Origin of the sequence: Maricurvus nonylphenolicus, assembly GCF_042854845.1 — a bacterium.
GTDB lineage: Bacteria > Pseudomonadota > Gammaproteobacteria > Pseudomonadales > Cellvibrionaceae > Maricurvus > Maricurvus nonylphenolicus.
In genome coordinates, this window is record NZ_AP031498.1 from 2057173 (window position 1) to 2077076 (window position 19904).

The 19904-nt window shown below is 47.4% G+C and carries 23 protein-coding genes; 11 read left to right on the top strand and 12 right to left on the bottom strand.

Annotation, left to right across the window (positions count from 1 at the left end; translation table 11 throughout):
- Nucleotides 1–28: 28 nt before the first annotated feature.
- Nucleotides 29–430, bottom strand: a complete 402-nt coding sequence (locus tag ACGHZ6_RS08895; RefSeq protein WP_390618484.1) for a MerR family DNA-binding transcriptional regulator — start codon at nucleotides 428–430, stop codon at nucleotides 29–31.
- Nucleotides 431–550: 120 nt separating this feature from the next.
- Between ACGHZ6_RS08895 and ACGHZ6_RS08900 the strand changes: the two genes are divergently transcribed.
- From ACGHZ6_RS08900 to ACGHZ6_RS08910, 3 genes are all read left to right on the top strand, one after another.
- On the top strand, nucleotides 551–1783 hold the full coding sequence (locus ACGHZ6_RS08900; protein WP_390618485.1) for an NADH:flavin oxidoreductase/NADH oxidase family protein: 1233 nt from the start codon (nucleotides 551–553) through the stop codon (nucleotides 1781–1783).
- A 169-nt stretch (nucleotides 1784–1952) separates the two neighbouring features.
- A complete protein-coding gene (locus ACGHZ6_RS08905) occupies nucleotides 1953–2597 on the top strand; it encodes a hypothetical protein (RefSeq protein WP_390618486.1) in 645 nt (214 codons plus the stop codon).
- A 74-nt stretch (nucleotides 2598–2671) separates the two neighbouring features.
- Nucleotides 2672–3181 carry a DUF3087 family protein gene (locus ACGHZ6_RS08910; RefSeq protein ID WP_390618487.1) on the top strand — a complete coding sequence of 170 codons (510 nt, stop codon included), beginning with the start codon at nucleotides 2672–2674 and terminating at the stop codon, nucleotides 3179–3181.
- Between the two features lie 8 nt (nucleotides 3182–3189).
- Here ACGHZ6_RS08910 and ACGHZ6_RS08915 read toward each other — a convergent pair whose 3' ends face one another.
- Nucleotides 3190–4047: a LysR family transcriptional regulator gene (locus ACGHZ6_RS08915; RefSeq protein ID WP_390618488.1), complete on the bottom strand. Its 858-nt coding sequence runs from the start codon at nucleotides 4045–4047 to the stop codon at nucleotides 3190–3192.
- 114 nt (nucleotides 4048–4161) lie between these two features.
- Here ACGHZ6_RS08915 and ACGHZ6_RS08920 point away from each other — a divergent pair, with 114 nt between their 5' ends.
- The gene (locus tag ACGHZ6_RS08920) at nucleotides 4162–5091 is read left to right on the top strand and encodes a DMT family transporter (protein WP_390618489.1); all 930 of its coding nucleotides are present in this window, start codon (nucleotides 4162–4164) and stop codon (nucleotides 5089–5091) included.
- A 37-nt stretch (nucleotides 5092–5128) separates the two neighbouring features.
- The gene (locus tag ACGHZ6_RS08925) at nucleotides 5129–5332 is read left to right on the top strand and encodes a 2-hydroxymuconate tautomerase family protein (RefSeq protein WP_390618490.1); all 204 of its coding nucleotides are present in this window, start codon (nucleotides 5129–5131) and stop codon (nucleotides 5330–5332) included.
- Nucleotides 5333–5387: 55 nt separating this feature from the next.
- On the opposite strand, the gene ACGHZ6_RS08930 is transcribed toward ACGHZ6_RS08925, so the two are convergent.
- Complete coding sequence (locus tag ACGHZ6_RS08930; RefSeq protein WP_390618491.1) at nucleotides 5388–6386, bottom strand: AraC family transcriptional regulator; 999 nt, start codon at nucleotides 6384–6386, stop codon at nucleotides 5388–5390.
- Between the two features lie 181 nt (nucleotides 6387–6567).
- Between ACGHZ6_RS08930 and ACGHZ6_RS08935 the strand changes: the two genes are divergently transcribed.
- From ACGHZ6_RS08935 to ACGHZ6_RS08945, 3 genes are all read left to right on the top strand, one after another.
- Nucleotides 6568–8883 (top strand): TonB-dependent receptor, encoded by a 2316-nt coding sequence (locus ACGHZ6_RS08935; protein ID WP_390618492.1) that lies wholly within the window; start codon nucleotides 6568–6570, stop codon nucleotides 8881–8883.
- 199 nt (nucleotides 8884–9082) lie between these two features.
- Nucleotides 9083–9838, top strand: a complete 756-nt coding sequence (locus tag ACGHZ6_RS08940) for a glutathione S-transferase family protein (RefSeq protein WP_390618493.1) — start codon at nucleotides 9083–9085, stop codon at nucleotides 9836–9838.
- Nucleotides 9839–9864: 26 nt separating this feature from the next.
- Nucleotides 9865–10737 carry a DUF1702 family protein gene (locus tag ACGHZ6_RS08945; RefSeq protein WP_390618494.1) on the top strand — a complete coding sequence of 291 codons (873 nt, stop codon included), beginning with the start codon at nucleotides 9865–9867 and terminating at the stop codon, nucleotides 10735–10737.
- 57 nt (nucleotides 10738–10794) lie between these two features.
- On the opposite strand, the gene ACGHZ6_RS08950 is transcribed toward ACGHZ6_RS08945, so the two are convergent.
- On the bottom strand, nucleotides 10795–11814 hold the full coding sequence (locus ACGHZ6_RS08950) for an AraC family transcriptional regulator ligand-binding domain-containing protein (RefSeq protein ID WP_390618495.1): 1020 nt from the start codon (nucleotides 11812–11814) through the stop codon (nucleotides 10795–10797).
- A 187-nt stretch (nucleotides 11815–12001) separates the two neighbouring features.
- On the opposite strand from ACGHZ6_RS08950, the gene ACGHZ6_RS08955 reads away from it, so the two are divergent.
- Nucleotides 12002–14176, top strand: a complete 2175-nt coding sequence (locus tag ACGHZ6_RS08955; protein WP_390618496.1) for a molybdopterin-dependent oxidoreductase — start codon at nucleotides 12002–12004, stop codon at nucleotides 14174–14176.
- A 247-nt stretch (nucleotides 14177–14423) separates the two neighbouring features.
- Here the strand turns inward: ACGHZ6_RS08955 and ACGHZ6_RS08960 are convergent, their stop codons facing one another.
- The gene (locus ACGHZ6_RS08960; protein WP_390618497.1) at nucleotides 14424–15047 is read right to left on the bottom strand and encodes a class I SAM-dependent methyltransferase; all 624 of its coding nucleotides are present in this window, start codon (nucleotides 15045–15047) and stop codon (nucleotides 14424–14426) included.
- 104 nt (nucleotides 15048–15151) lie between these two features.
- Between ACGHZ6_RS08960 and ACGHZ6_RS08965 the strand changes: the two genes are divergently transcribed.
- Together ACGHZ6_RS08965 and ACGHZ6_RS08970 are read left to right on the top strand one after the other, a co-directional pair.
- Nucleotides 15152–16072: a LysR family transcriptional regulator gene (locus ACGHZ6_RS08965; protein WP_390618498.1), complete on the top strand. Its 921-nt coding sequence runs from the start codon at nucleotides 15152–15154 to the stop codon at nucleotides 16070–16072.
- Nucleotides 16073–16278: 206 nt separating this feature from the next.
- Nucleotides 16279–16929: a class I SAM-dependent methyltransferase gene (locus ACGHZ6_RS08970; protein ID WP_390618499.1), complete on the top strand. Its 651-nt coding sequence runs from the start codon at nucleotides 16279–16281 to the stop codon at nucleotides 16927–16929.
- Between the two features lie 89 nt (nucleotides 16930–17018).
- Here ACGHZ6_RS08970 and ACGHZ6_RS08975 read toward each other — a convergent pair whose 3' ends face one another.
- The 7 genes from ACGHZ6_RS08975 to ACGHZ6_RS09005 all read right to left on the bottom strand — a co-directional run bounded on the left by ACGHZ6_RS08975 (nucleotide 17019) and on the right by ACGHZ6_RS09005 (nucleotide 19601).
- On the bottom strand, nucleotides 17019–17228 hold the full coding sequence (locus tag ACGHZ6_RS08975) for a cold-shock protein (protein WP_390618500.1): 210 nt from the start codon (nucleotides 17226–17228) through the stop codon (nucleotides 17019–17021).
- A gap of 253 nt (nucleotides 17229–17481) precedes the next feature.
- Nucleotides 17482–17706 carry a hypothetical protein gene (locus ACGHZ6_RS08980; protein ID WP_390618501.1) on the bottom strand — a complete coding sequence of 75 codons (225 nt, stop codon included), beginning with the start codon at nucleotides 17704–17706 and terminating at the stop codon, nucleotides 17482–17484.
- A gap of 7 nt (nucleotides 17707–17713) precedes the next feature.
- On the bottom strand, nucleotides 17714–18148 hold the full coding sequence (locus tag ACGHZ6_RS08985) for a hypothetical protein (RefSeq protein ID WP_390618502.1): 435 nt from the start codon (nucleotides 18146–18148) through the stop codon (nucleotides 17714–17716).
- Between the two features lie 36 nt (nucleotides 18149–18184).
- The gene (locus tag ACGHZ6_RS08990) at nucleotides 18185–18592 is read right to left on the bottom strand and encodes a hypothetical protein (protein WP_390618503.1); all 408 of its coding nucleotides are present in this window, start codon (nucleotides 18590–18592) and stop codon (nucleotides 18185–18187) included.
- A 131-nt stretch (nucleotides 18593–18723) separates the two neighbouring features.
- Nucleotides 18724–18903, bottom strand: coding sequence for a hypothetical protein (locus ACGHZ6_RS08995; RefSeq protein ID WP_390618504.1), 180 nt, complete (start codon nucleotides 18901–18903; stop codon nucleotides 18724–18726).
- Nucleotides 18904–18912: 9 nt separating this feature from the next.
- Nucleotides 18913–19056: a hypothetical protein gene (locus tag ACGHZ6_RS09000; protein WP_390618505.1), complete on the bottom strand. Its 144-nt coding sequence runs from the start codon at nucleotides 19054–19056 to the stop codon at nucleotides 18913–18915.
- A gap of 8 nt (nucleotides 19057–19064) precedes the next feature.
- Nucleotides 19065–19601 (bottom strand): hypothetical protein, encoded by a 537-nt coding sequence (locus tag ACGHZ6_RS09005; protein ID WP_390618506.1) that lies wholly within the window; start codon nucleotides 19599–19601, stop codon nucleotides 19065–19067.
- Nucleotides 19602–19904 lie beyond the last annotated feature (303 nt).

The window sequence follows — 19904 nt, forward strand, 5'->3', positions numbered from 1 at the left end:
GTGTCTTTAGGTATGACTAGCCAGTTCTCTAACTTTTCTGCGCCTTCAGCACAAGCTCCAACGCTTCCGGAGTAACGCACTGATCTCTATTCCAGTGCGCCTCCAATTGCTCCACCAACAGATCAATACTACGTTTTTTCTCTTCTAGGTTATCAATCAGCGTATCAATATCCTGGCGCTTGGTATCCAGCTGTTTCAGCGTTAGCTCGTGATCAATAGAGCATCCTCCCAGCAAAGCAACCATCTCATCAAGCGAGAACCCCAAGTTCTGGGCAAACTTAATAATCTGCAATTGCATCAAACTGCTAGCATCATAACTCCGATAGCCACTGCTTAAACGCTCGGCATGGGGCAGTAGGCCCTTTTTCTCATAAAAGCGTATAGCACTGGCACTGAGGCCGCTCTGCTCGGCCAGTTCTCCGATTTTCATTGCTGAATACCTCCCGTTAACAGGTCTTTACGATATAGCTGTTGACCTTAAAGCTGACTTTAAGGTTATGCTTTTTACCATCGATAATCCAGAGCTAATAAGCCCAACCGGAGAGAGACTATGCCCAGCAGTGTATTTGAGCCTTTGGAGCTGACTAACGGCAAAACCCTGAAAAACCGCCTGGTAAAGGCGGCCATGGAAGAGGGCATGGCCGATGCCCAACAGCGCCCAGGCCACGAACTGTGTGGCCTGTACCAACGCTGGGCCGAAGGCGGGGTGGGGGTGATTATCACCGGTAATGTGATGGTCGATTCACTGGCCATGACCGGCCCTGGCGGAGTCGCGCTACAGGCAGATGCCGATATGGAGGCCTTCAAGCGTTGGGCAGCTGCCGCCAAAACCAACAACACCCAGGTATGGATGCAGATTAACCACCCGGGCCGCCAGGTCTACAAGAGCATGGGCGGTAAAGCCCTGGCGCCCTCGGCAGTGGCACTGGATTTAGGTAAACACTCCGACAAGTTCGCCACACCCAAAGCCATGACCGAGGCAGAGATTGAAGATGTTATCGAACGCTTTGTTACCACTGCATCTCAAGCGCAAAAGGCCGGGTTTGATGGAGTTCAGGTTCATGCGGCGCACGGTTATCTGCTAGCGCAATTTTTATCTCCCTTGAGTAATCAGCGTCATGACCAATGGGGCGGCGCGCTGGAAAATCGCTCCCGCCTGCTACTGGAAATCGTGCAGCGCATTCACCAACAATGTGGTGAAGGTTTCACCCTGTCGGTAAAACTGAATTCTGCTGATTTTCAACGCGGTGGTTTTGATATTGGCGATGCCGAGCAGGTGGTGGCACAACTGGAGGGCGCCGGTGTACATGTGGTGGAGCTTTCCGGTGGCAGTTATGAATCCCCGGCCATGCAGGGCCGCACCGCCGATGGCCGTACCCTGGATCGTGAAGCTTACTTCCTGGAGTTTGCCGAACGTATTTCCAGTAAAACCAAAGTGACTATTATGACCACCGGTGGCGTACGCCGCCTGGCCACCGCCAATCGTGTGGTAGCCAACGGTGTTGAACTGGTTGGGATTGCCAGTGCCATGTCCTTCAAGCATGACTTACCCAATATCTGGCAAACGCAGCCAGACTATGTTGCCGTGATTCCACCGGTAAATTGGAAAGATAAAACAATGGCCGCTATGGCGACCATGTCGATAATCCGGCGTCAGCTAGTGCGTTTGGGGCGTGGCAAAGCGGTGCAGAAAAAACCTTCACCGGCCTTTGCCTTGATTGCAGATTTACTCAGCAAAGCGAAACTAACACGTCGCTACCGCAAGCTTGTCGTGGAGGGGTAAGTAAGGGGTAGCTACGACAAAGCGGCAATATATTGCCGTTAACTGCGCACAAGTTTGAAAAGCAATGCAGTGAAAAATAGCGATTTCTGCGTATTAGCGCGGTAAATCGCTTGAGAATTAGATATGGCATCAAATTTGCGAAGGATAGCGGTTACGAAGGGAGCGTGTTATGTCTATTTCTCAAACAGGAAATTCAACCGATAGCTATTCATACCTAACGAATACGCAAACCACCAGTCAAACCAGCGATGTAACCTCGCAAACAGAAAAGTCCCAGCAGGAAACCTCCAGCGCGAGTGAGGTGAAGATTTCCTCACGGGCGCAAAAACTGGCTGCCTTGCAGGAGGAGTTCTTCCCCGGTGGTTATAAAAGCTTATCCATATCCTCAAGCTTTATTGCGCGCTTGCAAGAATACGGCTTTATATCGGAGCAACAGGTGGGCAATCTTCCCGAGCACCTACAACCCGGCAGTGAAGCCAGCTCGTCAGCAAGCAATACCACGGAAACCGTCGCCAAGGTCATGGCCAAAGCCGAAAGCTTATTGGAAAGGCTGGAAGGTGAGGACAAGCATCTGGCCCTGCAGGCGGATATTGCCGATGCCCTTGATGTATTGGAAAGTGACTTCGGCAGGCCATCAACCCATTCCCGCTGGTTAAGTGAACAGTTAGACAGCCATCAGCAGATTATTCCTGCAGAGGATCTGACACAGGAAGAGTGGGTTACCCTGAGTGGCTTATCCAGTGCGCTAAAAATCAATGATTTGTTTTCCAGTGGCACAACAAACAATCAGTTAGGCGGGCTCTACCAGCGTTAAAGCCATCACTTCCTCAGTGGTAATTGTCTATGCCGCCATCTACAATGCGGCCCTCAATTGCTATTGGAACTCCCATGACTCTGCAGTCCATCGATAAATCCCTTTATCAGCAACGCTACAAGCGCGTAGCCATTGGCTTAGCCGTCAGTCTGGCTGTGTTGTCATTAAGTATTTCCACACTCTTAATAACGTTATTTGGCAGCAGTGAATCGGGTAGTAATACCGGCTTGAATGTCATCGGTGTTGCTGTATCGGTGGCTATATTGGTTTTTGCCCTGCAAAAACTAAAACACAAACCTTACTTCAAAGAAGTCGCCTACGTTTGGGCTTTGAAGCAAGAGCTCAATCACATCAACCGTCATATCCACAAAATCAAAGCTGCTGCCCAAGAGGGTGATGCCAACGCAATGATTGTGCTGAACTTCTCCTACCAGGGATCGGAGCAGTTGTGGCAGTTGGATGACAACACCCTGGTGATGGACGAATTACGGGTTTGGAAAGCCGATTTAGAAGAATTAAAGCAACGCTATAGCGTAGAAACCTCCCTGGAAGATTATCGCCGGGAATTACTTCAAAACTTCTAACTTTAGCGTTACCCGCTAGTCGCACACTCCACAAATGCTTCCATACTGGCCTTTAACGAATCATGGCGCCAAATAATCGCCGTTTGCGTCTTACGCCATTTCATCGGCAGGCTGTGTACCTGCACATTGTCCCGGAACGGGTAATCATCCAGTAAGGCCTCAGGCAGTATCCCCACACCCATGCCCGCAGCTGCGCAACTCAGCAGGGCATGATAGGAACTAATCTCTACCACCTTGGCAACGGTGCCATCCTGGTTAAGCCAATCGGTTAACCGGGTGCGATAGGCGCAGCGGTGATTAAACCCGAGTAGGGTGGCTTCACTGTCCAGATCGGCGGGTTTTTTGATGGGTTTATGGTGTAAATCGCTGACCAATACTAGAGACTCTTTATAAACCGGTTTGATGGCCAGGCGTGGATCCGGCGATGGATCGGCGACAAAGGCCATATCGATTTCACCGTCCAATACCTTCTCGATAAGCACACCGGTAGGGCCCGTAGTGACGTTAAGCTCGACATCGGCATAAGCCTGGTGAAAGCGCATTAACGGGTCTACCAAGCGAGTGGCTGCCACGGCTTCCATGGAGCCGACGTTCAGCACGCCCTTGGGGTGACTCTGCTGCAGCTCATCAACCGCCTGCTGAGCTAAATCCAGAATCTTGTGGCTGTAGCCCAGCAGCTGTTCACCGGCCACCGAAATCCGCAAGCGATTCTTTTCCCGCAGAAACAGCGGTTTGCCCAGCTCTTCCTCCAGTTTCTGGATACGTGCGGTAACGTTAGAGGGCACCCGGTTGAGCTTTTCGGCCGCCCGGGTAATGCCGCCGGATTCGGCCACCTGCTGAAATACGCGGAGATCGGATAATTCCATGAGTCTTTACTTTCACAATATAAGAATAGTTTGTTCAGTATTATTCATTATTAATGAATGGTCAATTGGCTTAAGCTTTACCCCAACATTCACCCGGACAAAAGGAGATACCTGATGAACCATCTACAGGCTACCAACAAAGGCTACCTCTATGCATTGGCCGCGGTGGTGATTTGGACGGGGTTTATCCTGGTATCCCGCATGGGCGGGATCAGTGAATTACTGTCGTACGATGTGATCGCAATACGTTATGCCACCTGTGCGGCGCTGCTGTTGCCGGTGTGGTGGTTTAAATACCGCTTTAACCTATTGAACTGGAAGTTGGTGGTGGCCAGTGTGATTGGCGGCTTAGCTTATGCGCTGTTTGCCTTTCGGGGTTTTCAGTTGGCCCCCGCATCGCACGCGGCAGTGTTACTGCCGGGCCTGATGCCGCTGTTTATTATCCTGCTGTCAGTTTGGATTAATCGCGAAAGGCAAAGTTGGTCCAAGTGGTTGGGCATAGGTGTTATCACTTTAGGGGTTGGCAGCTTATTCGCACAACAGCTGTCGCAAAGCCAGGGGTTAAACCAGAGTCAAGGCCAGAGCTTTGCAGAAGGGCATATCTGGTTAGTGCTGGCGGCCTTAATGTGGGCGTTGTTTTCGGTATTGATTAAACGTTGGGGCATTACCCCCTGGCAGGCGACAGTGAGTTTGGCAGTGATTACTTGTGCATTGTATTTGCCGGTTTATATGTTCTGGTTACCGAAGAATATTTCTACCGACTTATGGCCCGATATTCTGCTACAGGCGTTTTATCAGGGCATTATGGCTACCATTGTGCAGATGTTTCTTTACGTAAAAGCTGTACAGGTCATAGGCCCTTCATCCATGGGTGCCATGATGGCCATGGTACCGGTATTGGCAGGTGTGGCGGCAATGTTTGCGCTCAACGAGCCTGCAACGCCGGAATTATTAAGTGGTTTGGTATTGGTGAGCGTTGGCGCCTGGGTGGCACACAGCCAGTGGTTACAAACCAAATATAAACCTGTGTTGATCAACGATTAAAAGTGTTAGTACTCAAGTACATTTAAAGGAGAAAGAAATGCCTTACGTCAATATCAAAATTACCGACGAACAAGTAACCCCCGAACAAAAAGCCGAGCTGATAGCTGGTGCGACGCAATTGTTGGTGGATGTGTTGAATAAAAATCCAGCCACCACAGTAGTGGTGATTGACGAAGTAAATACCGATAACTGGGGTATTGGCGGGAAGGTGGTGACGGATTTGCGAAAGCAAAGTAGTTAAGCTTTTTGGTGTGGGGTCAGACCCTGGGGTCTGACCCCACACCATACACATCATATCAGGACTGTTTACGTAACTTGCCAGGCGTTGTATTGAAATGCTTTTTTATCGCTTTCCCGAAAGCCGCCTCGGAGGCGTAGCCAGCGCCTTGCGCAATACTAATCATGGATTCATTGGTGTTTTGCAGCTTGGCCTTGGCTTTCATTAAACGTGTATTGGTAAGGTAGGATTTAGGCGTTTCCCCAACCATGTTGACAAACTTTTGGGTAAACGCGGTGCGACCCATTGCAGATGCCTCAGCCAGTGACTCAACAGTCCACTTTGGATCTGTCTCCTTGTGAATCAGGTTTAGCGCCACACCTATGTGAGGGTCAGACAGTGCCGTCATATAGTCATTGGAATGTTTCGCATTGCGCATATGCTCTCTGAGCAGCTGAACAAAGAAAACCTCCGCGAGGTGATCAACGATAAGTCGCTGGCCGGGGTATAACGTGGATGACTCCTCTATCATGAGGTTGGTTAAGGCCTCATGCCTTTGCCGCTCACCTTCAGTTGTTGGTCTGGTCTGAATAAAGCAGGGCAGGCTTTCGAGAAAGGGGTGATTGATAGAGGAGTCATAGGTCAGAGTACCGCTCAATAATATCGTAACCTGGTCATCCTCAGGTGAGTCTCCAGCAGTTGCTGCCTCCTGTTGCGAGGTGTTGCCCCACGCGCCGCTATCGGTTGCAGAAATACTTATTGCTCCCGTTTTCAGCAGCATCAAACCTTCGTCGTCATTTACTTTGATGACATTCGTTGCATCCAGATCCAGGTTTTCCGGGCTATCACTGATCCAGTGAGTGCCTCCCGTGGGGAAGGCCACGCTATCACCCGCCTGTAATTGCAGCACCTTATCGCTACTGCACTCTCGCAGATAACATTGCCCTTGAATAACAGTATGAAAGATACCCTGGGGGCGATAAAGCACCTGCAGATTCCAAGGCCCAGCCTCTGCTCTGCAAGCGAAGATTTTTGCCGATAGCTGAATTGATTTCAGTAAGTCTGATAAGGCGTCCATTATCAACATTCTAGCGTAAGTGTTATCTCGGCGGCTATGACAGAGGCAGTGCTCTGAAAAAAAAGACAAGAACTACGGTAAAAGCAACATTTTCCAGCGGTGGAATCAGAGCGACACTAAAAAGCGCTAGAGAGAAACAATACTCCATAGCTGAACATATAATAATAGACCGGAGATGAGCATGAATCGCTATAAAATGGTTCCTTTGGCTGCCGCCATATGTACCGCCACAGTTACCGCCATTACTGCCCCTGTAACAATGGCTGATGAATTTACCCTGGAAGAAATTATCGTTACGGCAACCAAGCGTGCCACCAACCTGCAAGACACCCCAGTAACGGTTAACGCCTTTGACAGTAACACCATTCAAGATGCAGGTATTAACAACGCCGGTGATCTGGCCAATTCAACCCCCAGCCTGAGTGTTAGTGCCAACACCAGTCCCTTTACCGCACGGTTAACCATTCGTGGTATTGGCACAGCACAGACGGATCCAGCGCTTGAGCCCTCTGTGGGGATGTTTGTCGATGGTGTTTATATCGGCCGCTCAGGCCTTGGTATGTCGGATATGACGGATATTGAGCGTATAGAAGTGCTGCAGGGCCCACAAGGTACCCTGTACGGTAAAAATACCAATGCCGGTGCGATCAGTATTACGACCAAAACACCCAATATGGAAGAGTACGAAGGCTATGTAGAAACCTCTTTTGGCAACTACGACATGAAAAAAATCACCGTGGCGGCTAGCGGCCCGATTACCAATACTTTGGGTTTTCGCCTGTCGGGCAACGTGAATCAACAGGACGGTTACCTGGAGAATGCAACCGGTAATGACGACAACGGTGCCGATGACTGGAACATGATTGGTAAACTCTTGTGGCAACCTACGGATGAGTTGAGCATCCAACTCAATCTTAGCCATATCGAGCGTGATACCGACTGCTGCGGTTCTGATCCTTTACATTCCACGACCGTACAAAATGAACTGGCCAGTCAAGGTCTGACGGTTCTGAAAAACGACAACAAGGATTACAAAATTTCCAATAATGTCGACACGGCGTTTGAACTGGAAGCGGATGCTGCCGCATTAATTGTGGATTATGATCTGGACATGGGCAGCATTAAATCCATTACCTCGTGGGATGATTATGAATACACCAGTACCTACGATGCGGATCAAAGTCAGCTGGATATTTTGACGGTCACCAATGAGTATAACGCCGGCGATAGCTTTTCTCAGGAGTTCCGTTTCTCTTCTGCTACCGATGGCGATATCGACTATCAAGCAGGTATTTTTTACTACGAACAAACCACGCAGCGTGGTGATGGTAACTCCATCGTAGAAATTGGTGATGATTTTAATACCGTAGGCTCTCAAGTGTTGGGCCTGCCTTCAGCCTTACTGGGCCTGATGGCCCAGCCGGGAGACAACGCGTCTTCCAAGCATGTTTGGGAGACACAAACGCTGGCCGTCTTTGGTCAAGCTACCTGGCACGCCACCGATAGATTACACATTACCGCAGGCTTGCGTTGGACCGATGAAGAGAAGGAGGCAGATTTATTCTCCGAAACCTCCAGCACGGCTCCAGGGTATTTACCGGCAAACTTCTTTGGCCCAGGCACGCCTCCGGTAGATTTAACAACCATTCCCGCCAACCTGCTGGGGCCAGGCGTTCCGTCCTCCGACGTTGCACTTTCCAGAATTATCGATGGCATTTTTACCCCTGTTGATGCCAAACTGAACCGCCGCTCCATCAACAAAGACTGGTTGCTGAATGTCAGCTATGACCTGAACGAAGACACGATGGTGTTTGCCAGTGCTTCAACAGGCTCAAAGTCTGGTGGTTTTAATGGCGTGAACGGTGCAGTCGATGACCGCGAGTTTGACGATGAAAAAACCCGCAGTTACGAGCTGGGTATTAAAACGACACTACTCGATAGCCGCCTGCGTGTTAACGCGTCTGCTTTCCTGACAGAAGTTGATAATTACCAGCAACTACTGCAACTGGATACCGGTGCCGGTACCACCGTTAGAAACGAAGGTGCATTGGAAGTTAATGGTATTGATTTAAATATTGATGCCTTGCCTCTGCCTAACCTGACCCTGTCTGCCGGTTTACTCTACCTGAACAAGTATGAAGTTACCGAGGGTGATGCAAAAGGTGATGAGCTGATACATAGTGCTGAACTCAGCGGTAACCTCGCTGCTACCTATACGTTACCTGTCGCTGATGGTACGGCCTACGCACGCTTCGATTACTCGTTCAAAGGCGATCACCTCACCGTTGTAGCCAGTGATTACGAGCAGGACATTGAAAATATCAACCTGAAAATGGGCTGGCGCAACGATAACTGGAACATCTCCGTTTGGGGTAAAAACCTGAAAGATGAAGCCTATGCCGGTGTTGCAACCAACCCCATCGTGTTTACAGGCTCCTCTGCCTACTTCCTGGCGCCACCGCGCACCTATGGGGTAACGGCACGATATGATTTCTAACCCTATGTCGTGCTGCTAGTAAGTACGAGAGTCCGCACAGCAATGTGCGGGCTTTTTGGTATCTCATTATTCTGAGAATAATGACTAGAAAAACGGTAATTCTAACGTTTTCTGGTGCTCTAATTAGTGTGAAACTAAATCCATTGATATGGCGGCCGCCCGACAGGTGGTTTACCAACAGATGGCTTAAAGGTGTTAAATGACTGATATTAAACTGTACGGCTATTCAACCAGCCCTTATGTGCGCAAGGTAGCCTGTTGTCTCTACTACAAAGATCTTCCGTTTGAGTTTGTTCCCGTAAACCCAATAAATTCCAAAGAGATCGGCTTTACCGGTCAAACCCAGGTTCCCGTTTTGCAGATTGGCGATGAGTGGCGCACTGACTCTACACCGCTGGCGATATGGTTAGACGAATTGTTTCCTCAAAATCCGTTGATGGGGAACACTCCGGAGGAAAAAGAAAGCATATTAGCGCTGGATTCCTGGGTAACCAATAGCCTCATTTTGGCAGGCTTTCGTGGGGCTTATGAAGGCGAGATGAACGCAGCGTTTCGACACCGTGCATGGCGACTCGCCTCAATTGTTAGCAGCCAGACGCCTTTACCCGATGAAATTCGCAACGCCTGGCCAGACCTACTGAAAGCGGCGCCTTTTATTAAGCATATGATGTGTCATGTAGACACTTCAGAATCCTTAGCTGACATGAAAGTGCGTATTGCCATGCAGTTGATTGAGAATCTACAGGGTGGCCCATTCTTTGGCGGCCGTGAAGAACCATCATTAGTAGATTTTGCCATATTCCCGCAGGTTGTATTTCCCTACATGGTGGGAATGGATGAGGATTTATTGATTAGGCACGACCCCTCTTTAAATCAGTGGCTCAATAACATGAAACCCTTGATGCCAAAGAATCCATTGCTTGTGCCAGATTTTATGATCATCAATTCGTTGTAATGCTATCTAGGGCTGCTACTGCTGTCATGACTACAATCAAACAACCCACACTTGAGAACCTGTCTGATCTCACTAGCGTTGCTATTGAGAATGTCTATACCGCCACGGCCCTGGCCAAGCAAGGCTATTCACAAGCGTTGCGAGAACAGTTAGACAGCCATGACGCCTGGACTCGCGGTTGGTTCTCTGAAGGCATTGCCCAGGGGCTTTATTTTCACGATTTAAAAAAAGACAATGATTTTGAGGATTGCCTTAAGTATATCGAAGACGGGTTACCTCAAGACTGTAAGGGTACTGCCTACGCTGGCTTCGGATTGGCCATTGCCCATACAGGGGTATTTTCTGAATCCTTCTACAACAAGCTGAATTCAGACGAGCGCTTCTGGGTTTTTGATGGTCTCGGTTTTTACAAACTGATGGTTGCAGAGAAACCCAGGCATGAAAGTCTGGATGTTCCTGAATTTGTCGACGAAGACTCGGAGCGCGTCAACGCATTTTATGCTGGGGTAGGAAGAGCTCTGTGGTTTTCAATTGGCGAAAAGAACATTGATACAGTGGTAGACGCTATACAGAGCTTTCCTGAAGACCAGCAAGGACCGATCTGGCGCGGAGTTGGCTTTGTAAGCACCTACGCTGGCGGGAATCACGCGGCATTGGCAGAGCTCAAAGCGCGTTCAGGTAATCATATTGAGCACGTAAAAATTGGTTGTATTATTGCGATATTAGGCCAGGGACATGCCATGGTGGCACACCGCGAAACAGCTGCGCAGACTTATCTGGGCAAAGGCATAGACGAAATCACAGAGAAAACGGCGTCATTGCGGGACCAAAATCAATCGGTTCGGCTAAAGCCAACATCCGCTGAATGGGGCGCAAAAGTTCAGGCGCTTTTGAAGTAGTGATCAACTTCTGGCAATTTCTGGGGTCAGGCAACTTCTGGGGTCAGACCCCATCAATCATTTTGTTTCTAAAAGAGATTTCCGCACTGAACTTGGAGAAACTCCGCACCATCTTCGATAGCTGCGAGTAAAGGCGCTAAGGCTTTTGTAACCCAGCAGAGCGGCGATATCCGTTAGGCTATAGTGAGTGCTTTTTAGATATTGATCGGCATGAGTTAGTCGCACAGAATCGAGTAATGCTTTGAAGGAGGTCGAGGAGGCGCTCAAATGTCGATGTAACGTTCTTGCCGAATACCCCATTGATCTAGCGACCATTTTCATATCAGCTTTGCCGCTCGGTAAGGATAAGGCGATTACTTTACTGACTTGGTTGACAATATTTCCTTGTGACTCGACTAGAGTATTTATCCTTTTTGTTATTGCTTCTTCAGTTGCCTCGTATGGCTCCTGCATGAATGGGCTGGTAAGGGTTAAGCGTAATTGATCTGTACCAAATGCCACCGGGCATTCGAAGAAATGCATAAAGTTCTTGACTTGAGCTTCACTGGGTTCTGGGTAAGCAATAAAACATCCCCGTAACGCATATTTCCTTCCTATTAGTTCTCTTACCACTTTTGTGGTGCTGGCAAGCAAGTAATTCTGAAACTGTGGGCGTTGGTAGAGATCAGGTAAATAACAATTGAAATTTATCTCAACCAGATGCTCGCTCTCAGTGGTTTGTATCTCAATACCAGAAACGATAAGTTGAAGGTATTGAAAAATGACATTCAATGCTTCTTCAATGGTCTTGCAGTCATAAAGCATGATACTCAGTGGCCCAAGAATAGTGATGTCTTGTCGTTGAGCCAGGGCCAAGGCGACTTCAGGAAAATCTAATTCACGTTCGGTGATCTCTAATAGTCGAATGAATCGATCAAAGGGAATGAGCCTGTTTTCTTCAGTAAACACTTCTTTCGGTAAATCCGCCAATTTACAAAGCTCGACCAAGTTACCACGACGGGATAAGACAAGTTCCACGAACTGATTTAAAAAACTATTGCTTACATAAGGGCTGCTGTGTAGCGACCTGTTAGTCATTTTTGTTATATCCGAATCAAGTGTCGTTAATGATTCAGTCTATATCCTGAGGCTGCAAATGGTAAGTAATTGGCAACAAATGGTAAATGAATGCCTCCTTAATTGAATATCGTTAATCATCTTTTGAAAGAAAGCCTTGTTTAGCGGCTATTTTATATCGATAAAAAGTAAGAATTAGGGAGCTAAAATGGAAAGAAAACATGTCAATTGTGCAACTTGCGATATTGCCTGTCAGCTCGTTGCAACCAGAGATGGAGAGGGGCGTTATTCCCTGGAGGGGGATTATGATAATCCATTGGCCCCAGGTGCTATCTGTGCAAAAGGGAAACTGGCTCATGAAATCTTTGAGCATCCCAACAGGCTGACCCAGCCACTTAAGCGAGTGGGGGAGCGCGGAGGTGGTCAATGGGAGCCCATTAGCTGGGATCAGGCCATGGATGAAATCGCCGCAAAACTATCGGATGTTGTTAATAAATATGGCCCCGAATCCCTTGTGGTGAGTAGCGGCCCCTGGAATTGTTCAACTGAATCCGGCATGACAAGGCGCTTCATGAATCTTCTTGGCACGCCTAATTATATTTCTCCAGTGGCCCTGTGCCTTGGTAATACCGCGGCAGTCCATCGACTCACCTATGGATGGTTGCCTGCGCCAGATTATGAGCACACTGAATGTATCGTGTTATTTGGTCATAACCCTCATAAGCAGTCTTGGGTTATGGAATACATTCGAATCAGGTTAGCTCAGGAGAGAGGTGCAAAACTTATCGTTCTTGATCCGCGTCAAAGTCAAAGTGCCGATCGAAGCGATATTCACTTGCCTTTAAGGTTAGGTACAGATGCAGCCATGTGCTTAGGCTGGATAAATGTAATTATTACCGAGGAGCTTTACGATAAAGCATTTGTTGAGAAATGGACTGTGGGGTTTGAGCAACTTAAGGAACGAGTACTAAATGATTACAGCTTGGAGAAGGTGGCTGCAATAACCGGAGTGGATGAGGACTCCATTCGGCAAGCCGCACGCATGTATGCAAATGCAAAAAGTGCAGTGATTCCATGGTCCCCGATCACGGATCAGCAAAACAGTAGCACTTCCGCGATTCGGGCGCAGTCCATCTTACGCGCACTCACTGGAAATCTGGATGTGCCTGGTGGTGACTTACTCATGGGCATCAATCCTGATATTGTCGCCGAATCTGCATTGGAATTACATGAGCAACTGCCATTAGAGCAAAAAGAGAAACAATTTGGATTTAATGAGCACCCCGTATTTACATACAATGCCACTGAAAAGTTACGCAAGCCCTCCTTACGGGTTTGGGGTACTGAATACCCAAACCAGGTTAAAGGGACTTGTATGGCGGTTCCGTCGCCCACTTTTAGAGCGATGGCTTACGGTGATCCATATCCTGCGAAAGCCTTTATTTCGATAGCCAACAATGCGCTTCAGGGATACGCCAACCAAAAATTGATTCATGACGCACTGATGAACCAGGATTTGGTGGTTTGTCATGAACTCTTTATGACCCCTACAGCCAGTTTGTCCGACTATGTTCTTCCGGGGGATACCTGGATGGAGCGGCCTAATCTTCATGATGCCTTTGAATGGTTCTCATTGGTTCAATCTTCCCAGCAGTTATACGAGCCTGTGGCTGAGTGTAAGAACATTTATTTCTTTTGGCATGAATTGGCAAAAAGAATGGGCATGGAAGACTACTTTCCCTGGAAGGATTTAACTGAACTTTATGATTATCGATTGGCCCATACAGGGTTAACGCTAGAGCAGTTCCAGGGAAAATATAAGATCAAAATCGCTGAAGTAAAGTACTATAAATACCAAGAAACAGGCTTTGCGACGCCAAGCGGTAAGGTAGAGCTTTATTCTTCTATGCTTGACGATTGGGGGCTAGATCCCCTCCCTTATCATCGAAACTCCCCGGAACCCTGCCAAACCTATCCGTTAAAAATGTTTGTAGGGGTACGTGAACCTCAATTTTTCCAATCTGGCCAACGTCACGTAAAAGCTCTGCGAAAATCCAATAAAAATCCCAAAATATTTGTATCTGCTAATACCGCGAGTAACTATGCACTAGTAGATCAGGGGTGGGCAAAAATTGAAACAATCAATGGGCGAATACGCATGCAAGTAATGATTCGAGAGGATATGCCTGATGGCCTGGTGCGTGTTCCTCACGGGTGGTGGTTGCCTGAACACGATGATCTGGGTATTTGGGAGCATGCAGATGGAATTCTTGCGCCAGATACTGAGGAGTATTTAGATCGAGAACAGGGTATACCGCATTTGAAGGGGATCCCATGCAGGGTTTCGCCTATCAAGTCAGCGACCAGTTGGGAGGCGTTATGAATCGATATTTATCCGTAGCCAGAGCCCAGATAACCTTTTCGATTGGCCGATTCGTTCTTTTAAATCCCAAGGATCCAATTCGAAAGTTTATGGTGAAGACTGTTCTGTGGCTTATCAAAAAGCGAATGGGTAAAGATGCCTTGGACTTTCTCGAAAGTGAATCGACCAAGGATGATTCCTTTTGATCATGTTTTTAATAACTTCAGGGGTCAGACCCTAGGGTCTGACCCCACGTTCTCACATCAAACTAAGGCTTCTTAGATACCAGAAAAAGACTGTTCGCACGGCCATGGGTCCAGTGCTCCTGCGACTCAAAACCAGAAGCTTCCACAGCTTGTAACACAGTAGCTGCATTCAGGAAGCTTACAAAGGGCGCCTTACCAAGCCACTGCATAACCGGGATCACAGGCCGCAGGAACCACATCTTGTCAGACAGGCAAACGGTGCTCGAAATAAACAGTCCACCGGGCTTAAGCAGTCGATGAACTTTGGCAATCGCCGCCTGGTAGTCCGGCACTAGGTGCAACAGGTTTAATGCCAGCACCATATCGTAGCTGCCTTCGGCTTCTTGCAAATCCTCTACAGAGGCTTGCATAAAACGGATGTTATCGATGCCGGCAGCCTTCGCCTTGTCTCGGCCAATGGCGAGCATTCCATCAGACACGTCCGTTGCCACTATCTCGCCAACATGGGGTGCATGTGCCAGCGCGGTCGAGCCCGTGCCACAGCCCAGCTCTAACACGCTCATGTCCGGCTGCATCAGTGCCTGAGTGGCAGCCAGCTTCTTTTCATAGCTTTCCGTATCGGCAATGGGGGACTGGCTATAGCGCAGCGCGATTCGGTCCCAGAATTCAGCTGAAGTCGCAGTCATGGTTGGATTCCCTGTTTGGTGGTCAATTCAAGATGTATGCTATTTGATCATACGCAGATAGCATATAGAATGCTTATTTATGATGATTTGGTATACGTAAATAGATGAACTGGAACGATATCGCATTCGATTGGAACCAGGTGAGGGCATTCCTGGCTGCCGCCGAAGAGGGCTCGCTGTCTGGCGCAGCCCGAGTTATGCAGCAAACCCAGCCCACCCTGAGCCGCCAGGTGACCAACCTAGAAGAGACACTGGGTGTAACCTTGTTCGAGCGGGGGCACCGCAAGCTGCAACTCACCAGCGCAGGGATGGAGCTCCTTGAGCACGCCCGCCACATGGCAGCAGCGGCCAACAAAATATCTCTGGCTGCCAGCGGTCAATCACAAGCCATCGAAGGGCGCGTGTGCATTACCGCCACTGAAATGATGGCCACTTATTACCTGCCACCCATGCTACGCAAACTGCGCGAGCTGGCCCCGGGCATTGTGGTTGAGGTAGTCGCATCGGATCAGGTACGCGACCTGATTCGCCGCGAGGCCGACATCGCCATCCGCCATGGCGAGCCCAACCAACCGAATCTTGTTGCTCGTCGAATAGGCAACTTAAGGGGGCGCATTTACGCGGCTAAACGTTTACTCGATGAAGTGGGTGTACCGCGTAACTTTGACGATCTTTCGGATAAGGATTTTATCGGTATTGATGATACCGAAGCATTGATCGCTAACCTGGCAGAGCAGGGCTTTAATCTTCGCATCGAACAATTTCGAGTCTTGGCGGCAAGTGGCAATTGCATGTTGCAACTTATTCGCGAAGGCCTGGGCTTTGGATTTTTACCCATGGACACCGGTAAGCTTTTTGATGACCTGGTGTGTGTCTTACCGGATCAATTTGACCCGGAAATCCCGGTTTGGTTGGTATCGCACCGCGAGTTATATACCAGCCGGCGGATACGGGTTGTGTATGATTTTATTGCAGAAGAGCTGCAGGGGTTAACGAAGCATGTAGCTTGTAACGGAAAAGCATAGAGGCTCAATCACTATGGGCTGCTCCTCAATCCTCTGCTGGACACTACCCGTGGTCAATGAGATGCCTAGTTATAGCCCTTTTCCCTTTCCTTGATACTCCTTGCTTTATTCCCCCAGTACTATACCCTGACGGAAGAAACTTCCACGTTTTGTCATTTATCTATCCTTCGGTAGCTGGCTCAGCGCTTACGCATTAGGACCAGGCTATGACAAAACCTCGTTTATGCTACCAAACCATTGAATTTGGTAAGACGGATATCCACCTCTGCACATTACGTAATACACAAGAATTTCACGATCCAGAAGGCATAGCCGAAGAGCTGGGCATATGCTCTGCCTCATGGCCCATATTTGGCGTTATTTGGCCTTCAAGCCGAGTCCTTGCAAACCTCATGTTGAACTATGACACCGAGGCCAAAAGAGTGTTGGAAGTAGGTTGTGGCATGGCGCTTTCCAGCTTGCTGCTTAACAAACAGAATACCGATATCACCGCCACTGATTATCACCCTGAAGTAAAGGGGTTTCTTGAAAGAAATGTACTGCTTAATGGTGACAGCCCGATTGCGTACGAACAAACAGGCTGGGCTGATCATGATGATGAACTGGGCCATTTTGATCTGATCATTGGCAGCGATCTTCTCTATGAAGATGCCCATATAGAGCTACTTGCCGGCTTTATCGAGAGGCACGCCAAATCAACCTGTGAAGTGATTATTGTCGATCCTGGGCGAGGAAGGAAAAACAAACTCAGCACACAATTGCTGGGATACGGTTTCAGCGTTTCTTATCTAAAACCAATAGATACGGATCTTCTTGAGCAGAAATTCAAAGGCCATATTCTTAAATTTAAACGTTGAGCCTTTGAAGCTAGTAACAGCTTCCGATAGCCAATAAAAAAGGGCAAGCCCTTATGAGCTTACCCTTCTTAGACATAAAGTAACCGGATTTAGATGGCTACAATATTCTCTGCCTGAGGGCCTTTTTGGCCTTGGGTTACGGTAAATTCAACACGCTGGCCTTCTGCCAGGGTTTTAAAACCAGAACCGGAGATGGCACTGAAGTGAGCAAATACGTCTGGACCAGACTCCTGCTCAATAAAGCCAAAACCTTTAGATTCGTTGAACCATTTTACGGTGCCAGTAGTTGTATTAGACATAATAATATCCTGATTTAAATGTAAGGGTGCCTCTGTAGGCGCTAATAGCGGGAAAAACAGACTGAAACTTAGAAACTACAGGACGAGGAATTACGAATAAAACAACGCATTGGAGAATATAAACTATAGGCTTTCTTTCTAGCTGCGCGAATAGTACAGATATTGATCATCTGTGTCTAGCCTGTATTCATGGTGTTTTATTGGTTTGAATGCTCCTGGAGTCAGACCCCATTGATCCTGCTCTGATCTTAAGTTAATCCTTGTCCTTGATAGGTGTAAGCGTTGGCTTAACGCCTTCAGCTTCTGAAATCTTTTGGTTTACGAGGGCTAATAAGCGATCTAAGTAAAGGCGGTCACCCTGAATTTCAGAAAATTCATCCTCTTCTGAGCATTCATCTTCGCTTACGTTGGATAATATTCCCTCGTAAGCTTGGATTGATGCTCTAATGTAGGTTAGATCTTTGTAGGAAAAGCCCATAGATTTCTTAAATAGAAGCTGCAGTTAATTTTTCAGCAAAATACTCAAATTCATGCTGTTCTTTGGATGCATTACAGCTTCCAGAGCGTTTTACTCGATCAGTAGTATATAGCTCGTTAGCATTTGTTATCCCTACAGCAGTGTATTCTGAATAGCACCTGTTTTCAGAGGTAATGTTGTTTTCAATAAAGAATACATACATACCGTTTATATAGTGAGTACTGGGAATATCAGTATCTGCTTGAGTGACTATCCGGCAATCGCCAATCTTGCTGAACTTGGGGGTATAGAGTTCAGAGGTGCCCGCCAATACTAAAGTTAGATTACAGGAGAGGGCTAAAGTAGCTTGGCTGTCAAAAACCTTAACTCCCTGAGAGAAGGCTATGCTTGAACAGGTTGCCAGTAATAGTAATATTAGGGGTTTACGCATTATTAAAAGCATTTGGGTTCAGCCCCTAGGGGCTCTGATTTAGAAGTTTTAAGGAGATAAAGCAGGCATTCTGATGAATTTATCAGAAGCTCCGAAATATTCAGCAAGATAAGCCTTACTCCATTGGTTATCCTTGTGCAAAGGGCTGATATGCTCCTCATCTTTATAGCCTACATATTTAGCCTCAGAGAATACGGTGATACTTCTATCTGTTGGCCAGTGTAGGTTCCTCAAGCACGCGTCGGCAGTTTTTAACTGATTTTGTAGCTCAAATGTTGCTGGGCTTGTAATAACAAATACTCTGGAGTTCCGCTCGTCGATTCTACTCACTGTGAGGCTTGTGCTGCTTTCAATACAGCTGGAAATACTAACTTGTTGGGCGGTGATGGAGCAGCTTGAAAGTAGCAGAGGAAAGAGGGCGACTCCTATTGCTCTCTTAGTCATTGAATTGATCAAAGTTACATTTCCCTGTGAGCTTTGTATATTCCGTCATTGTCCTAGTATGGCGCTGTATGGAATTTAACCTTTGCCCCTTTGGTCAACTATTTAGGGCTTACACTGGGTCCAGCCCGTTCATAAGGGGATTGCTAATCATCGCTTTTAGGGGCTGGTAAATCTAGACTATCCGGTCCTCCGGACAGCCTTCCCACTGGTTCATCTTCGTCAATAGGCGGCGCTATATTCTTCTTACGTATTTCTTTGGATTTCTCTTTTAATCGTCGAAATTCTTCTGTGTTGCCGTGGTTAGATATAGGTTTATCATTCATGTGCAGTACCTATACTTCTTTAGGTGTTTTATTTATTTTTCCTTCAGGCTCATTAGAGCTCAACAAGGGTTTTAATCTTTCTATCTTTTTAGAATAATCCCTAAGCTTCTGAAAATGAAGCTCTTTTTCCTTATGTTTTGGTGGGGTTTTCATTTTTCACCTCATAGACTTTTGGCAAGGTAGCGAGGATTTCCTTTGCTGGCCGGAAATAACTGGTAGCCTAGTTTTTTATAGCTATTAATCGCGCCGTCTACAGGATCAATTATACGTGATTCTTTAGCTCCTAAAGCATAACCGTACATTTCGACGGCAGATAAAGCAATGTAGGCAACTCTACCTTTTAAGGGATGGGTTGAATCTGTTGATCCCTCTAGAACTTCAAGGCGAATATGAACATTCTTTCCGGACATTTTTCCAAGTAGCAAACCGCATAGGATAGAGCCAAACCATATTGCAGCTTCGAATCGCTTTGGGTGTTTGCTCCGATAATGGCTTACCCATGATCCCCAATCCCAACCTCCATTGGGTGGGACTCGGTTGTTGTTGGGCCATGAAGCGTATTTATCTAGCGCTACGGTATTGATAGGTGTCAACCTAACCCCTGGCATGTTTATAGCTTTGGGGACTTCGCTATAAACTGCTGCTCGAAGAGCTCCGTATTTCTCAATATGTTCCTTATAAGATTTTGCTGATTCCATGAATACATTTCCATTTGTATTTGAGCTGATCTTGTTGATATGTTAATAAAGCTAGAGATATCAACAAAATTTCCTTTTTGGCAAGCCTCTAACTATTCAATAAAACATTATGGATATCAATAGAGTTAAGCTCTTAATCGCTTACTGTTCCTTTTCTTAGTTAAAGTACGTGACTTTTTGATGGGGTGTATAAGCCTAAAGTGTTAGACAATAAAGTTATGAGTCTAACTAAAGTGTTGTTTGGAACTACTGGGGCAGACCCTAGGGGCAGCCCCCATAGAATGTTAAAACCAAGTGTGTAGT

Bases quoted from the DNA above. Each gene is read 5' to 3' on its own strand.
- ACGHZ6_RS08895 (WP_390618484.1), bottom strand. From the start codon at position 430: ATGAAAATCGGAGAACTGGCCGAGCAGAGCGGCCTCAGTGCCAGTGCT.
- ACGHZ6_RS08900 (WP_390618485.1), top strand. From the start codon at position 551: ATGCCCAGCAGTGTATTTGAGCCTTTGGAGCTGACTAACGGCAAAACC.
- ACGHZ6_RS08905 (WP_390618486.1), top strand. From the start codon at position 1,953: ATGTCTATTTCTCAAACAGGAAATTCAACCGATAGCTATTCATACCTA.
- ACGHZ6_RS08910 (WP_390618487.1), top strand. From the start codon at position 2,672: ATGACTCTGCAGTCCATCGATAAATCCCTTTATCAGCAACGCTACAAG.
- ACGHZ6_RS08915 (WP_390618488.1), bottom strand. From the start codon at position 4,047: ATGGAATTATCCGATCTCCGCGTATTTCAGCAGGTGGCCGAATCCGGC.
- ACGHZ6_RS08920 (WP_390618489.1), top strand. From the start codon at position 4,162: ATGAACCATCTACAGGCTACCAACAAAGGCTACCTCTATGCATTGGCC.
- ACGHZ6_RS08925 (WP_390618490.1), top strand. From the start codon at position 5,129: ATGCCTTACGTCAATATCAAAATTACCGACGAACAAGTAACCCCCGAA.
- ACGHZ6_RS08930 (WP_390618491.1), bottom strand. From the start codon at position 6,386: ATGGACGCCTTATCAGACTTACTGAAATCAATTCAGCTATCGGCAAAA.
- ACGHZ6_RS08935 (WP_390618492.1), top strand. From the start codon at position 6,568: ATGAATCGCTATAAAATGGTTCCTTTGGCTGCCGCCATATGTACCGCC.
- ACGHZ6_RS08940 (WP_390618493.1), top strand. From the start codon at position 9,083: ATGACTGATATTAAACTGTACGGCTATTCAACCAGCCCTTATGTGCGC.
- ACGHZ6_RS08945 (WP_390618494.1), top strand. From the start codon at position 9,865: ATGACTACAATCAAACAACCCACACTTGAGAACCTGTCTGATCTCACT.
- ACGHZ6_RS08950 (WP_390618495.1), bottom strand. From the start codon at position 11,814: ATGACTAACAGGTCGCTACACAGCAGCCCTTATGTAAGCAATAGTTTT.
- ACGHZ6_RS08955 (WP_390618496.1), top strand. From the start codon at position 12,002: ATGGAAAGAAAACATGTCAATTGTGCAACTTGCGATATTGCCTGTCAG.
- ACGHZ6_RS08960 (WP_390618497.1), bottom strand. From the start codon at position 15,047: ATGACTGCGACTTCAGCTGAATTCTGGGACCGAATCGCGCTGCGCTAT.
- ACGHZ6_RS08965 (WP_390618498.1), top strand. From the start codon at position 15,152: ATGAACTGGAACGATATCGCATTCGATTGGAACCAGGTGAGGGCATTC.
- ACGHZ6_RS08970 (WP_390618499.1), top strand. From the start codon at position 16,279: ATGACAAAACCTCGTTTATGCTACCAAACCATTGAATTTGGTAAGACG.
- ACGHZ6_RS08975 (WP_390618500.1), bottom strand. From the start codon at position 17,228: ATGTCTAATACAACTACTGGCACCGTAAAATGGTTCAACGAATCTAAA.
- ACGHZ6_RS08980 (WP_390618501.1), bottom strand. From the start codon at position 17,706: ATGGGCTTTTCCTACAAAGATCTAACCTACATTAGAGCATCAATCCAA.
- ACGHZ6_RS08985 (WP_390618502.1), bottom strand. From the start codon at position 18,148: ATGCTTTTAATAATGCGTAAACCCCTAATATTACTATTACTGGCAACC.
- ACGHZ6_RS08995 (WP_390618504.1), bottom strand. From the start codon at position 18,903: ATGAATGATAAACCTATATCTAACCACGGCAACACAGAAGAATTTCGA.
- ACGHZ6_RS09000 (WP_390618505.1), bottom strand. From the start codon at position 19,056: ATGAAAACCCCACCAAAACATAAGGAAAAAGAGCTTCATTTTCAGAAG.
- ACGHZ6_RS09005 (WP_390618506.1), bottom strand. From the start codon at position 19,601: ATGGAATCAGCAAAATCTTATAAGGAACATATTGAGAAATACGGAGCT.